The organism is Cellulosimicrobium sp. BMG9.23 (genome assembly GCF_059159985.1).
Map to the genome: position 1 here is coordinate 234,789 of NZ_JBZGBZ010000008.1, position 13,908 is coordinate 248,696.

A 13,908-nucleotide genomic window follows, 5' to 3' on the forward strand; every position below is an offset into this window, starting at 1 on the left:
TCGGGGGCGTCGGAGCAGGTCGCGGTGGAGTGGCCGAGAGGCGAGGCAGCGGCCTGCAAAGCCGTATACGTGGGTTCGAATCCCATCTCCACCTCACACGCAGTACCAGCACCACCTGCAGGACCCTCTGGGCGATTGGCGCAGCGGTAGCGCGCTTCCCTGACACGGAAGAGGTCACTGGTTCGATCCCAGTATCGCCCACCAGCACGACACGAAGGCCGTCCCGGCATGACCGGGGCGGCCTTTCGCGCACCTCGGACCGTGCCCGTACCCCGTGGCTCACCCCGCACCGACGTGCCGCCCGGATGCGGGATCTCGGCCGAAAGTCGGCTAGTATGTGGGACGCGCCGGAACGCCCGGGACGCCCGAGCTCTCGATCCTGAGGTCTCGTGCGACGTCCCTGTGAAGGTCCGGCCGCGCGGATGTGGCTCAGTGGTAGAGCATCACCTTGCCAAGGTGAGGGTCGCGGGTTCGAATCCCGTCATCCGCTCGGAGGCCCACTCTCAGACCGGCTCTCTCGAGAGCGAGAGAGAGGCGTGTCTCACGGTGGAGTGGCCGAGAGGCGAGGCAGCGGCCTGCAAAGCCGTATACGTGGGTTCGAATCCCATCTCCACCTCGCGAGCAGCAACCCCGATGCACGTCTCAGGGCTGCCACTCGGGCGATTGGCGCAGCGGTAGCGCGCTTCCCTGACACGGAAGAGGTCACTGGTTCGATCCCAGTATCGCCCACCGAGCACGAGCACGGGCCGTTCCGGAGCACTCCGGAGCGGCCCGTTCTGCGTCGTCCGCTCTGGTCAGGAGGTCCGGCCGCACCCCAGGAGCGTTGCGGCGGACCGGCGTCGCCACGAGCCCGCTACGCTCGCCGCCATGGCCCACGATCGCACCACCGAGGACGCCAGCACCGACGATCGGGCTCTGGCCGCTGACCAGCCCGACGTCTTGCCCTTGGGCCGGGCACCCCGCCCGGCGACCGGCGCCGAGCTGGCCGCGCGCGTGCGTTCCGCGCTCGTCGAGGTGGTCGCGGGCGACCTGGCCGACGGCTCGGTCGAGCACCTCGACCTGCTGCGCGTGAGCGCGACCGTCGACGGACCGGACATCCTGACCCTCGACGTCGACCTCAGCGGTGTGGTCGTCCGGCCGACGGCCTCGACCGCGGGCAGCAACACGCCCACCGGCGAGCCGGCGGCTCCAGCGCCCACCGGCCCGTCGACGGGCCGGTCGACTGGCACGGTCGCGTGCGAGAGCGGCGTCCTGCGCCGCCTGCGCGTCGACGCGCACCCCGTCACGGTGGAGGGCGTCCCCGTCGACGTCGCGCTCGAGGCGCAGGACGTCCCGTTCCTCTGGGTCGAGGGCTCGGACGGGTCGCTCGGCGTCGAGCTGGTGGAACCGGCCGAGGACGCGCCGCTGCGCGGGCACGTGCGGGCCGCCGCCCCGCAGGACGCGCTCGTCGAGACCGCACGCCGGCTGATCGAGGAGCCGCTCCGCACGATGGGCGGCCTCAGCCTCTCCTCGTTCGACGTCGAGCTCGAGTCGACGGGCCCGCGGTCCGCCCGGGGAACCGGGTTCGCCCGGGTCCGCAAGGGCATCCTGTCGGCGAGCATCCACGCGAAGGCCGTCGTCGAGGTCGACGCGGCGATGGTCCTCACCGTGCGAGAGCTGACCCTGACGAGCCGCAACCCGGTGGTCGCGGCCGCGCTGCTCGCGGCGCGCAAGCACGTCGACGAGGCGCAGGGCCAGCGCATCGACCTCGCGGCCGAGCTGCCGGCGGGCCTGCGGCTCGCGGACGTCCGGCTCGACGTCGGCGAGTCGGTCGCGGTGTCGGCCCGGTTCGCCTGACCACGACCACGACCGACCACGACGACGACGTTCTCCACCAGGGCCGCCGCTCGCGGCCGCGGTCTCGTCAGTCCCGCCGTCGCGGCCGCGGCGTGCCCCGCAGCGGCGCCGCCGTGATGGGGTCCTGCGGCCACGCGTGCTTGGGGTACCGGCCACGCAGCTCCGCACGCACCTGCGGATAGCCCTGGACCCAGAACGACTCCAGGTCGGCCGTGACCGCGGCGGGGCGACCCGCCGGGGACAGCAGGTGCAGGAGCACGGGCACGCGACCGCCCGCGACGCGCGGCGTGCGCGTCCACCCGAACGTCTCCTGGAGCCGCACCGCGAGCACCGGCTGCTCGTCGGCGTAGCTCACGGCCACGCGCGACCCGCTCGGGACCTCGAGCCGCTCGGGCGCGAGCTCGTCGAGGCGTGCCGCCTCGGGCCACGGCAGGAGCCGGCGCAGCGCGCCGGCGAGGTCCGTGCCCCCCATGCCCCTCCCCCGGGCGACGGCGGGCAGGTCGGGACCGAGCCAGGCGTCGAGGCGCTCCAGGAGGGCGTCGTCGTCGACGTCGGGCCACGGCTCCCCCACGGCGCGGTGCAGGAACCGGAGCCTGTCGCGCAGCCGGACGGCTCCCTCGGTCCACCGGAGGGAGTCGAGGCCGTCCCGGCGCAACCCGTCGAGCACGGCCGCGGCGACCGCGTCGGCGGGCGGGTCCCGCCACGGTTCGCGCACGAGCTCGATCGCGCCGAGCGACGTCACCCGCGAGGAGCGCACCCGGCCCGACCCCCACTCGACGACCCCGGACGTCCGGAGCTCGCCGGCCGCCGCGGCGCGCGCCGTCGCCTCGTCCACGGGTGCTGCGGACCGCACGACGGCGTCCGCGCGGCCCGCGGCGCGGTCGACGTCGGCGACGGCGAGCCAGGGCATGCCCTGCAGCGGGGAACCCGGGGGCAGCCCGGCCCCGGCGCCCGACACCATGAGGTACGACTCGCCGCCGGGCCGCAGGCGTGCGACCCGGTCCGGGTGCGCGAGCGCGACGACGTGACCGACCGCGGCGTCGTCGGGCAGGGGCGGAGCTCCCCTCGTGACCGCGGGTCGTCCCCCCGTGGCGCCGTCGACCGCGTCCCGCACGACGCGCTCCAGCCGGTCCCGCTGTGCTGCCCAGGCGCCGGACCCCGGTCCGCCGCGGCGCAGCGCGCGCAGCGCGGCGGGCAGGTCCGCGCCCGGCGCACGGACGTCGTCCGAGAGCAGCGCGACGACCTCGGCCGCGCGCCGCGCGCCGACCTCGGGGGCGGCGTCGAGCAGCGCCCGAGCGCGGCGCGGGTCGGCGGGGACCGCGGCGATGCGGCGCCCGAGCGGGGTCACGCCGTCCGGTCCGACGGCGCCCAGCCCGTGGAGCACGTCGCGCGCCGCCGCGAAGGCGGCCGGGGGCGGCGGGTCCAGGAGCGCGAGCCCGGCGCCGTCAGGGCTGCCCCAGCACGCGAGCTCGAGCGCGAACCCGGTCAGGTCGGCGGTCCGGATCTCCGGCTCGGGGTGGCGCGCGAGGCGCGCGTGGTCGCCCTCGGACCAGCACCGGTACACCGCCCCCGGGCCCTCACGCCCCGCCCGGCCCGCGCGCTGCTCCGCACCAGCCCGGCTCACCGCGACCGTCACGAGGCCGGGCAGCCCGCGGCGCACGTCGGTGCGCGGCTCGCGCGCCAGCCCGGCGTCGACGACGACACGCACGCCAGGCACCGTGATCGAGGACTCCGCGACCGCGGTCGAGACCACGACCCGGCGCCGCGGCCCGGGCTCGAGCGCGCGGTCCTGCTCGCGCGGAGGCAGGCGACCGTGCAGCGGGCGCACGTCGGCGTCCACGCCGGCGAGACCGCGGGACACGAGGTCCACCTCGCGCGCGCCCGGCACGAACACCAGCACGTCTCCCGTGCGCTCGTCCAGCGCGCGGCGGGTCGTGGCCACGACGTGGTCGCAGAACGCGCGCGCCGTACCGCGGGCGTCGGTGCGCGGACCCCGCGCGGGGCACCAGACGACGTCGACCGGGTGGAGCGCACCGGCGACGTGCACGACGGGGACCGGGACCGGCGCCGTTCCCGTCGGCAGGCCCGCACCGCGGGCGAGCGCCCGCGCGGTGCGCTCGGCCTCGACGGTCGCGGACATCGCGACGACGACGAGGTCGTCGCGCAGGTTCTCGCGCACGTCCGCCACGAGGGCGAGCGCGAGGTCGTCCTCCAGGTGGCGCTCGTGCACCTCGTCCAGGACGACGGCCGCCACGCCCGGCAGCTCGGGGTCGCGCTGAAGCCTGCGCACGAGCGTGCCGGTCGTGACGATCTCGACCCGGGTGCGCCGCGACGTCCGCGACTCGCCCCGCACGGTGTACCCGACGGTGCCACCGAGCTCCTCGCCGAGCAGGGACGCGAGCCGCCGCGCCGCGGCGCGTGCGGCGAGCCGGCGTGGCTGCGTGACCACGACCCGCCCCTCCAGCGCGGCCGCGAGGGCCGGCGGGACGAGCGTCGTCTTGCCGGTGCCCGGAGGGGCCTGCACGACGACCGCCCCCGCCTCGCGGACGCCGGCGACGACCTCTGCGAGGTGGCCCCCCACCGGCAGGTCGGGCGGTGCGGCGAGGAGGCGCGCGATCGGGTCCACCCCCGTAGTGTCCCGCGCGCGTGCCCTTCCCCGGGCGGCGCGGCCCGGCGTACGGTCGAGAGCATGTGCCGGAACATCACGACCCTGCGCGGCCTCGTCCCCCCGGCGACGGAGGAGGAGGTCGAGGCCGCCGCCCGCCAGTTCGTCCGCAAGGTGACCGGGATCCAGCGCACGAGCGCCGCGACCGAGGAACCGTTCGAGCGCGCCGTGTCCGAGATCCAGGAGATCGTCGCGCGCCTGCTCGACGAGCTGCCCGAGCGCCGTCAGCCGCCGCCGACGGTCCCGCCGCTGCGTCGCGACGAGGTCCGCGCGCGCATCGCCGCGCGCGAGGCCGCGGAGCGCGAGCACGAGCGCGCGCACGCTCTCGGCCTGGCCCACACGCACGACGAGGCCGACGGCACCGAGGACGCGCCCGGCGTCCGCGCCGTCGTCGGGTAGACGGGCGCAGCGACCGCACGGTCTCAGCGATGTCCGCGCCCGTCGAGCCCTGGTCCCGGAGGTCGCGCAGGTGCCGGGCGGCTCACTCACGTGCTCGGCGGCGGTCGAGCCAGCCTCGGCGGAGTCGGACCGCGAGGCCGGCGACGCTGCGTGCTGGTGTCCGGCTCACCTGTCGGCGGAGGTCGGCGATGGCGGCGTTCCAGGGGCCGTCGTTGTATGTGGGGTAGGCGTGGGGTATGGAGGCGAGGCGCAGGGCTGTGGTCTTGCTGCTGACGGCCACGACGAGCTCGCCCAGCGTTTCGCCGGCTCTCGGGCCGACCACGGTGGCGCCGACGATCCGGCCGCGCCGGTCGACCACGAGCCTGGTGGTGCCGGCGGTGGTGTTCTCGGCGACAGCGCGGTCGACGTGTTCATGGGACCAGGTGAGGAGTCGGTGACCAGGTCCGGGCGAGCCGGTGGCTACGCCGACCGCCGCCAGCTCTGGCTGGGTGAAGGTGACGCGCGGGACGGTGCTGCCGACGCGTCGACGGAGTCCGAGGATCGCGTTCGCTGCCGCCAGGCTGGCGTGCATCCCGGCGACATGGGTGAACCGGGGATGGGCTGTGACGTCGCCTGCTGCCCAGATTCGCGGGTTCGAGGTGCGCAGGGTCGGGCTGAGGACCGGCGATCCGTGCTCGTCCACCTCCACGCCCAGCCGTTCCAGGCCGAGGCCGTTGGTGCGAGGGGCACGACCCACCGCGACCAAGAGCCCGTCGAACCCGATCTGAGTGCCGTCGTCGAGCACGAGCGACCCGCTGCCGCTCCCCCCGCTGCTGTCGTGGCCGCGAACCGAGACGACGCTGACGGCGGTGCGGACCTGAACCCCGTCGTCCTCCATCGCCCGGCGCACCAGTGCTGCCGCGTCCGGATCTTCTCGCGCCAGGATTGTGGGTGCGCTGTCCACGACGGTGACCGCGCTGCCCAACCGAGCGAGTGCCTGGCCGAGCTCGCATCCGGTGCTGCCCCCGCCCAGGACCACCAGACGCTCCGGGAGCTCGTGCAGGTCCCAGACGGTGTCGCTGGTCAGGAAGTCCACCTCGGCCAGTCCGGGTATCGGCGGCACCGTCGGCGCGGCGCCGGTGGCGAGGAGCGCCTGTCGGTACCGGACCTCGCACCCGTCCACGTCCGCTCGCCCGGGTCCGGTGAAGGACGCCGTGCCTCGACGCACGTGCACGCCCGCCGCCCGGAGCGCCTCGGGTGAGTCCACGGGGGCGATCTTCTCCATGGCCCGCCGCACGTGGGCCATGACGGCCGCGAAGTCGACCTGCACCTCGCCGACACCGACCCCGAACGACGCCGCACGGCGCGCCTGTGCGGCACTGTTCGCGGCGGCGAGCAGCGCCTTGGACGGGACGCATCCGGTCCACAGGCACTCGCCACCGGTCCGGTCGCGCTCGACGAGGAGGACTCGAGCACCCAGCCCGGCCGCCGTCTGCGCACCCACCAGGCCGGCCGTGCCACCGCCTACCACCAGCAGGTCCCAGACCTGGGTCTCCTCACTCATCTGCCCGCCTCGGCCGCCGGTCGGCGAGACTGCCGAGACCGGCGAGGGGGAAGATGCTGGTCGGAGGTGACCATGGACCGGTACGGCGCACTCACCGCGCGCTGGTACGACCTGCTCTCGGGCGAGCCCGTGTACGCGGTCGGCCGACGACTGGCGATCGAGGCGCTGGACCTGCGTCCTGGCGAGCGCGTCCTGGACGCGGGCTGTGGTACCGGCCTGAACCTGCCGGCGCTGACCGAGGCGGTCGGGCCGCACGGGCGGGTGGTGGGCGTGGACCGAAGTCCGGCGATGCTCGAGGTGGCGCGGTCCGAGCGAGTCGCGCGCCGCCGACCGCAGCTGCGCCTGGTGCTCGGCGACGCCGCGGATCCCGACGTGCTGAGGGCTGCTGCGGGTGGCCGGCGGTTCGATGCCGTGATCCTCACCTACACACTCTCGCTCATGCCCGACGCCGGAGCCACGTGGGCCGCCCTCAGCCGCGTGCTCCGGCCGGGAGCGCGCGTCGCCGTCGTCGACATGGCCCGTCCCGCCGGTCGTTGGGCCTGGGCCACGCCGGCGGCCCGGTTTGCGTGCTGGCTCGGTGGCGCCGACATCGACGCCCACCCGTGGGAGGTCGTCGAACGCGACCTCACCGGCATCCGGTCGTGGAGTCGGCGCGGCGGGCACGTCGAGGTACGTCTGGGCCTTCTCCGGTGAGCCGCCGGACAGTCTCAGCTCGATCGCCCCGGTCGTGGAAGCGGGTGCGTGCCGGTGTACGGCTGGCCCGTCCCGACCAGGTGCTGCTCATCCTGGTGGTCTACGCGGTGGGCTACGCCGTGGGATACGCCACGGGAGACTCCGCTGGCGGTGCGGCGGGCGTCGGAGACCACCCCGCTCAGGGAGTCTCGGCCACGTCAGCGGTGCTCATCGGGCTGGTGATCGTGGCGGTGGCCGTGAGCGTGCACGCCGTCGACGAGTACGCCGACGCCGAGGCCGACGCGCTGACCGTCCGCACCCGGTTCTCCGGCGGCAGCGGCGCTCTCGCGACGCACGGGCTCGCCGCGAGCTTCGCACGGCGCGTCGCCGTCGGCGCCGCGATCGTGGCCGTCGCCGTGACCGGTGCCGGCTGGGCGGTCGGAACGATCCCGAGCGTCGTGGTCGCGATGCTGGCCCTCGGCCTCCTCGGCGGCTGGGCGTACTCGGTCGGGCCATGGCCCTTCTCGCGACACGGCTGGGGCGAGGTGGCCAATGCACTGCTCGGTGGGTTGCTGCTGCCGGCCACGGGCGCCATGGTCGCCGGTGCACCGGTCAGCTCGGCGGCCCTGGCGTTCCTGCCGTTCGCACTCCTCGACTTCGTCAACCTCCTGGAGACCCAGTGGGCCGACCGGGTCGCGGACCGGGCCGCGGGCAAGCACACCTTGGCCTCACGGTTGCGACCGTCCAGCCTCCGGCTGCTGGGCGGCGCGGCCGCGATCGCCGCGTACGGACTGAGCCTCGCCAGCCAACCCCGACCGGTGGCAGCCGCCGGGCTGCTCGTCGCGCCACTGTCGGCCTATGGCGTGTGGCGGCTCGGACGCGGCGCACCCGGACCGTCAGTCCTCGCGATGATCGCCTTCCTCCTCGCCCAGGCAGCGGCGTGGCTCGCCTGACGCGCGCGGAGGACATGTGGTGCCGCCGACCGGCATCACGGGAACCCATGACGGAGAACCTGCCCGGGCCGGCGACCACCACGTCGTCGCCCGCAACATCTAGGCTCGATCCGTGAACGCCGCACCTCTCACCGCCGCACCTCGCACCGCCGACGCGACCGCGCACGGCGCACGGACGCCGGAGCCGGTCAGCGCGTCGATGCGTCGCGCCAAGGCCGGGGCTCGAGCCGCCCACGTCACCATCGGTCAGGTGCGCGAGGACTCGTCGGGCAGGGTCACGATCGAGTGCTCGTGCGGGATGGTCCTGACGAACGGGCCGGACTGGACCGTCGACGAGCACATCCGTCTCCACCGCGCCGAGGCGCGCTATCTCGCGCTCAGCGCAGTCGCGCCGGCCGGGATGCCCCGCATCGTGGCCGTCGACGCGGCGCGGCTGCCGCGACTGGACTGAGCTCTACCGCACCGGGCTCCTGCAACCGGCGCGGGGACGACCGGCGCGGCTCGGGGTGGGCCGCGCCTGCCCGTGCCTGCTCAGAGCTCGTCGGGGTCGTCCCACGAGGTCCCGGACGACGCGCCCTCGATCGGACGGCGCTCGGTCTCCGACAACGAGTGCGGCGCCTTCGTCGCGTCGCCCCCCGTCAGGACGTCTCCGCGCTCCTCGTCGTCGTCGCGCCGCGGGGACAGCCGGGCCGAGGCGATGTCGGACTGGTTGAGGTCGTCGGCGCGGCGCGGGTCGGTGCTCATGTCACGGGTCTACCAGGTCGCTCGCGCACCCGCACGCGGTCCCCCGTCGGGGCTTGGGGTGCGCGCGCGGGCACGGCCGACGTGGCGTGTTCGGGTACGCTTGGCACACTTTTTCTGCCACGTGGAGAAGTGTGGCGTGCGTCTCACCCGGTAGGGCGACTCCCCAGGGCGACGGTCGGTGGCCCGTGACATCCTCTGGGGATGCAGACCTGGCCTGGCCACCCCTACCCCCTCGGGGCCACGTACGACGGCTCGGGGACGAACTTCGCCCTCTTCTCCGAGGTCGCCGAGCGCGTCGAGCTGTGCCTGCTCCACGACGACGGCACCGAGCAGCGCGTCGAGGTCGAGGAGGTCGACGCCCACGTGTGGCACGTCTACCTGCCGGGCGTCGACCCCGGGACCCGCTACGGGTACCGCGTGCACGGTCCGTACGACCCGGCGAACGGGCACCGCTGCAACCCGTCGAAGCTCCTCCTCGACCCGTACGCCAAGGCGATCGAGGGCCAGATCGACGGCGACGAGTCGCTGTTCTCCTACCGCTTCGGCGACGACCCGGACGGAGCGGTGGACGACCCCGAGCGCGCCAGCGCCGGCGAGGACGAGGCCGGGGACGACCAGGCCGACGCCGCCCGTACGCCGTCGGCCCCTTCGCTCAACGACGACGACTCCGCCGCGCACACGATGGTCTCCGTCGTGGTGAACCCGTTCTTCGACTGGGGTCACGACCGCCCGCCGAACCGGGACTACCACGACAGCGTGATCTACGAGGCCCACGTCAAGGGCATGACGATGCTCCACCCCGACGTACCCGAGGAGCTGCGCGGGACCTACGCGGGCATGGCGCACCCGTCGGTGATCGAGCACCTCGTGACGCTCGGCGTCACCGCGATCGAGCTCATGCCCGTGCACCAGTTCGTCAACGACCCGAATTTCGTGGAGAAGGGCCTGTCGAACTACTGGGGCTACAACACGATCGGCTTCTTCGCGCCCCACAACGGGTACGTGGCCTACGGGACGCGCGGCCAGCAGGTCATGGAGTTCAAGTCCATGGTCAAGGCGCTGCACGAGGCGGGGATCGAGGTCATCCTCGACGTCGTGTACAACCACACGGCCGAGGGCAACCACATGGGCCCCACGCTGAGCTTCCGAGGCATCGACAACAAGGCGTACTACCGCCTGGTCGACGGCGACGAGGCGCACTACTTCGACACCACGGGCACGGGCAACTCGCTGCTCATGCGCTCGCCGCACGTGCTGCAGCTCATCATGGACTCGCTGCGGTACTGGGTGACGGAGATGCACGTCGACGGGTTCCGGTTCGACCTCGCGGCGACCCTCGCGCGCCAGTTCCACGAGGTCGACCGCCTCTCGGCCTTCTTCGACATCGTCCAGCAGGACCCCGTGATCTCCCAGGTCAAGCTCATCGCCGAGCCGTGGGACCTCGGCTCGGGCGGGTACCAGGTGGGTGGCTTCCCGCCGCTGTGGACCGAGTGGAACGGCGACTACCGCGACACGGTGCGCGACTTCTGGCGCGGCGAGGCCTCGACCCTGCCCGAGTTCGCGAGCCGGCTCACCGGGTCGTCCGACCTCTACGAGCACAGCGGGCGCAAGCCCATCGCGTCGATCAACTTCGTCACCGCGCACGACGGCTTCACGCTCAACGACCTCGTGTCGTACGACGAGAAGCACAACGAGGCGAACGGCGAGGACAACAACGACGGCGAGAACCACAACCGGTCGTGGAACTGCGGCGTCGAGGGGCCGACGGACGACCCCGACGTCCGAGCCCTGCGCGCGCGCCAGCGCCGCAACTTCCTCACGACGCTGCTGCTGTCCCAGGGCGTGCCCATGCTCGCGCACGGCGACGAGATCGCCCGGACCCAGGGTGGCAACAACAACGGGTACTGCCAGGACAGCGAGATCACGTGGATGGACTGGCGGGGCATCGTCGACGACGCCCACTCCGCCGACCCGCCGTCGCACGAGGACGACCTGCCCGCCGACCCGGACACCGACGAACGTCGTGCGCTCCTCGACTTCGCGCGCCGGGTCGTGTGGCTGCGCCGCGACCACCCCGTGCTCCACCGCCGCCGCTTCTTCGCGGGTCGCGGGCCCGAGGACGAGGCGACGCGGTCCGAGGAGCTGCCGGACATCGAGTGGCTCGACATCACGGGCTCGCGCATGGACGCCGCGGACTGGAACCACGCGTACGCGCGGTCGGTGATGGTCTTCCTCAACGGCGACGCGATCCCCGAGACGGACCGCCGCGGCGAGCCGATCGTCGACGACTCGTTCCTGCTGCTCCTCAACGCGCACCACGACGTGCTCGAGTTCACGGTCCCCGACGCGCAGTACGGCGAGTCGTGGTCGGTCGTGCTCGACACGGACGGCACCGTCGACCTCGGTGACGAGCTCCGCCCGGGCGACACCGTGCCCGTCACGGGCCGCAGCTCGATCGTCCTGACCCGGCCTCCGCTCCGGTGACGCGCCCGTGACGCACACGATGTCGGCGCGGACGGGCGAGGCCGTACGCGACCCGGAGCCGGGCGCGCCGTCGCACCGCGCCGCCCCGGTCTCGACCTACCGGCTCCAGCTCGGCCCCGACCTCACGTTCGACGACGCCGCACGCCAGGTGCCGTACCTCGCGCGCCTCGGCGTCACGCACCTCTACCTCTCCCCCGTGCTCCAGGCCGCGCCCGGGTCCACGCACGGCTACGACGTCGTCGACCACTCCCGCATCAGCACCGAGATGGGCGGGCGAGCGGGCCTGGACCGGCTCGCCGCGGCGGCACGGGCCGCAGGCCTCGGGATCGTGCTCGACGTCGTGCCGAACCACATGGCCGTCCCGACGCCCGCGTGGCACAACCGCGCGCTGTGGTCGGTGCTCGAGCACGGTCCCGAGTCGCCGTACGCGTCGTGGTTCGACGTCGACTGGTCCGCCGGCGAGGGTGCCGTCCTCATGCCGGTCCTCGGCGTGCGGCTCGGGGACGCGCTCGCCACGGGCGACCTCGTCCTCGACGAGATCGACGTCCCAGGTGGGTCGCGGACCACGGTCCTGCGGTACTTCGACCACGTGTTCCCCGTGCGCGAGGGCACGCAGGACCTGCCGCTCACCGAGCTCGTCGAGCGGCAGCACTACCGGCTCGCGTTCTGGCGCGTCGGCGACGAGGAGCTCAACTACCGGCGCTTCTTCGACGTCGGCTCGCTCGTCGCGGTGCGCGTCGAGGACGAGGCCGTGTTCGACGCGACGCACTCGCTCCTGCTCGACCTCGTGACGTCCGGCGTCGTCGACGGCCTGCGGATCGACCACCCGGACGGGCTGGCCGACCCCGGGCAGTACCTCGCCCGCCTCGCCGAGCGCACGGACGGCGCCTGGGTCGTCGTCGAGAAGATCCTCGCGGGCGACGAGCAGGTGCCGCCAGACTGGGCGACGGTCGGCACCACCGGGTACGACGTCGCGTGGCGCCTCCAGCAGCTCTTCGTCGACCCGGGCGGCCGCGCCGGTCTCGACGCGGTCATGACGCGGCTCACGGGTGACCTGGCGGGCGGTCTCGAGGGCGTCGTCGAGCAGGCCAAGCACGAGGTCGTGGCCGGCCCGCTGTACGCGGAGGTGCACCGCCTGACGGACCTCGCGGCGGCGATCTGCCACGACGACCCGCGCCTGCGCGACCACACGTGGCGCGGCCTGCACCAGTGCCTGCGCGAGCTGCTCGTCGCGTTCGACCGCTACCGCGCCTACGTCGAGCCGGGCGTCACGCCACGGCACGAGGCCGTGCGCGCCGTCGAGGAAGCTGCGGCGCGCGCCCGCGCCCGCCTGGACCCGCAGCGCGCCGAGACGCTCGACGTCGTCGTCGACCTCGTGCTCGGGCGCGAGGTCGGCAGCGCGGGCCGCCGGCGCGAGGCGCGCCGCGACGAGCTCGTCGTCCGGTTCCAGCAGGTGTGCGGCGCGGTGACCGCGAAGGGCGTGGAGGACACGGCGTTCTACCGCTGGACCGAGCTGTCGAGCCTGTGCGAGGTCGGCGGGGAACCCGACCGGTTCAGCCTCGGCGTGCACGACTGGCACGCGTTCGCCCAGCGCTTCTCCGCGCTCACGCCGCTCGCGCTGACCGCCGGGTCGACGCACGACACGAAGCGCGGCGAGGACACGCGGGCCGCCCTGGGCGTGCTCGCCGAAGACGCGACGGGCTGGGCACGGCTCGTCGACGAGGTCCGGTCCGCGAGCGCCCCGTACCGCGGCGTGCTCGTCGACGGGCTCGCCGAGAACCTGCTGTGGCAGACGGTCGCGGGCACGTGGCTGCCCGACGCCCCGGCCGTGCCCGACGCCGCCACCGGGTCGTCGGACGGCCCGGACGACCACCGTGCGATCGGCGCCGACCGTCTCGTCGACTACCTGCGCAAGGCACTGCGCGAGGCCAAGGTCCGCACGTCGTGGACGAGCCCCGACGAGGCCTACGAGCGGGCGGTCGAGGACCTCGCGCGCCGCGCCCTCGAGGACCCGGTCGTCCTCGCCGCGTTCGCCCGCTGGTCGCACGACCACCACGAGGAGCTGCGCGCGGCGAGCCTCGGGATCAAGCTCGTGCAGCTCACCGCCCCGGGGGTCGCGGACGTGTACCAGGGCAGCGAGGGCTTCTCCCCCACGCTCGTCGACCCGGACAACCGGCGCTCGGTGGACGCCCGCGACCTCGACGCCCGCCTCGCGCGGCTCGACGAGGGCGGCGGCGCGCGGACCCTGGCCGATGAGAAGCTGCTCGTCACCTCGCGCGCGCTGCGGCTGCGTCGCGACCTCCCGGAGGCCTTCGTCGGACCCGGGGCGGGCTACTCACCCATCGCGACCTCGACCCCGTGCGCCCTCGCCTTCGCCCGCACGCAGGACGGCGCGCCGCGCGCGGTGACGGTCGCGACGCGGCTGCAGGGAACGGTCCGACGCCTTGGCGGGTGGCGCGACCACGTCGTGGCGCTGCCCACCGCCACCGACGGGTGGCGGGACGTGCTCACGGACCGGGTCCACCCTACGGGGACGGTCGCGGTCGCCGACCTCCTCGCCGACCTGCCGGTCGCACTGCTCGTCAAGGCGGGTGCCGCGTGACCCCCGCACC

Annotated in this window: 10 protein-coding genes and 5 tRNA genes; 12 read left to right on the top strand and 3 right to left on the bottom strand. The window is 74.3% G+C overall.

The genetic code is table 11. The annotated features are described in order from the left end of the window. The first annotated feature begins 23 nt into the window (after positions 1 to 23). The 6 genes from AC4H2G_RS15780 (at position 24) to AC4H2G_RS15805 (ending at position 1,836) form a co-directional block, all read left to right on the top strand. Positions 24 to 94: transfer RNA gene (locus AC4H2G_RS15780), tRNA-Cys, on the top strand. 35 nt (positions 95 to 129) lie between these two features. Then, a tRNA-Val gene (locus tag AC4H2G_RS15785) sits at positions 130 to 204 on the top strand. Between the two features lie 214 nt (positions 205 to 418). Beyond that, positions 419 to 490: transfer RNA gene (locus tag AC4H2G_RS15790), tRNA-Gly, on the top strand. Between the two features lie 55 nt (positions 491 to 545). Then, a tRNA-Cys gene (locus tag AC4H2G_RS15795) sits at positions 546 to 616 on the top strand. Positions 617 to 657: 41 nt separating this feature from the next. Further along, positions 658 to 729, top strand: a tRNA-Val gene (locus tag AC4H2G_RS15800). Positions 730 to 867: 138 nt separating this feature from the next. Beyond that, entirely contained in the window at positions 868 to 1,836 is a 969-nt protein-coding gene (locus AC4H2G_RS15805) for a hypothetical protein (RefSeq protein ID WP_494366678.1), read from the top strand. A gap of 67 nt (positions 1,837 to 1,903) precedes the next feature. Here AC4H2G_RS15805 and hrpB read toward each other — a convergent pair whose 3' ends face one another. Then, positions 1,904 to 4,462, bottom strand: coding sequence for an ATP-dependent helicase HrpB (gene hrpB / locus AC4H2G_RS15810; protein ID WP_494366679.1), 2,559 nt, complete (start codon positions 4,460 to 4,462; stop codon positions 1,904 to 1,906). Between the two features lie 63 nt (positions 4,463 to 4,525). Between hrpB and AC4H2G_RS15815 the strand changes: the two genes are divergently transcribed. After that, positions 4,526 to 4,900 (top strand): DUF2277 domain-containing protein, encoded by a 375-nt coding sequence (locus tag AC4H2G_RS15815; RefSeq protein ID WP_494366680.1) that lies wholly within the window; start codon positions 4,526 to 4,528, stop codon positions 4,898 to 4,900. 82 nt (positions 4,901 to 4,982) lie between these two features. Here AC4H2G_RS15815 and AC4H2G_RS15820 read toward each other — a convergent pair whose 3' ends face one another. Beyond that, positions 4,983 to 6,443, bottom strand: a complete 1,461-nt coding sequence (locus AC4H2G_RS15820) for a dihydrolipoyl dehydrogenase family protein (protein WP_494366681.1) — start codon at positions 6,441 to 6,443, stop codon at positions 4,983 to 4,985. Between the two features lie 72 nt (positions 6,444 to 6,515). Here AC4H2G_RS15820 and AC4H2G_RS15825 point away from each other — a divergent pair, with 72 nt between their 5' ends. The 3 genes from AC4H2G_RS15825 to AC4H2G_RS15835 all read left to right on the top strand — a co-directional run bounded on the left by AC4H2G_RS15825 (position 6,516) and on the right by AC4H2G_RS15835 (position 8,519). Then, the gene (locus tag AC4H2G_RS15825; RefSeq protein ID WP_494366771.1) at positions 6,516 to 7,136 is read left to right on the top strand and encodes a class I SAM-dependent methyltransferase; all 621 of its coding nucleotides are present in this window, start codon (positions 6,516 to 6,518) and stop codon (positions 7,134 to 7,136) included. A gap of 44 nt (positions 7,137 to 7,180) precedes the next feature. Then, positions 7,181 to 8,068: a prenyltransferase gene (locus AC4H2G_RS15830; RefSeq protein ID WP_494366682.1), complete on the top strand. Its 888-nt coding sequence runs from the start codon at positions 7,181 to 7,183 to the stop codon at positions 8,066 to 8,068. A gap of 112 nt (positions 8,069 to 8,180) precedes the next feature. Further along, positions 8,181 to 8,519, top strand: coding sequence for a hypothetical protein (locus AC4H2G_RS15835; protein WP_494366683.1), 339 nt, complete (start codon positions 8,181 to 8,183; stop codon positions 8,517 to 8,519). Between the two features lie 80 nt (positions 8,520 to 8,599). On the opposite strand, the gene AC4H2G_RS15840 is transcribed toward AC4H2G_RS15835, so the two are convergent. After that, entirely contained in the window at positions 8,600 to 8,812 is a 213-nt protein-coding gene (locus AC4H2G_RS15840; protein WP_494366684.1) for a hypothetical protein, read from the bottom strand. A 201-nt stretch (positions 8,813 to 9,013) separates the two neighbouring features. Here AC4H2G_RS15840 and glgX point away from each other — a divergent pair, with 201 nt between their 5' ends. Both glgX and treY read left to right on the top strand, forming a co-directional pair. Continuing rightward, on the top strand, positions 9,014 to 11,296 hold the full coding sequence (gene glgX / locus AC4H2G_RS15845; RefSeq protein WP_494366685.1) for a glycogen debranching protein GlgX: 2,283 nt from the start codon (positions 9,014 to 9,016) through the stop codon (positions 11,294 to 11,296). Between the two features lie 19 nt (positions 11,297 to 11,315). After that, positions 11,316 to 13,898 (top strand): malto-oligosyltrehalose synthase, encoded by a 2,583-nt coding sequence (treY, locus tag AC4H2G_RS15850; RefSeq protein ID WP_494366772.1) that lies wholly within the window; start codon positions 11,316 to 11,318, stop codon positions 13,896 to 13,898. Positions 13,899 to 13,908 lie beyond the last annotated feature (10 nt).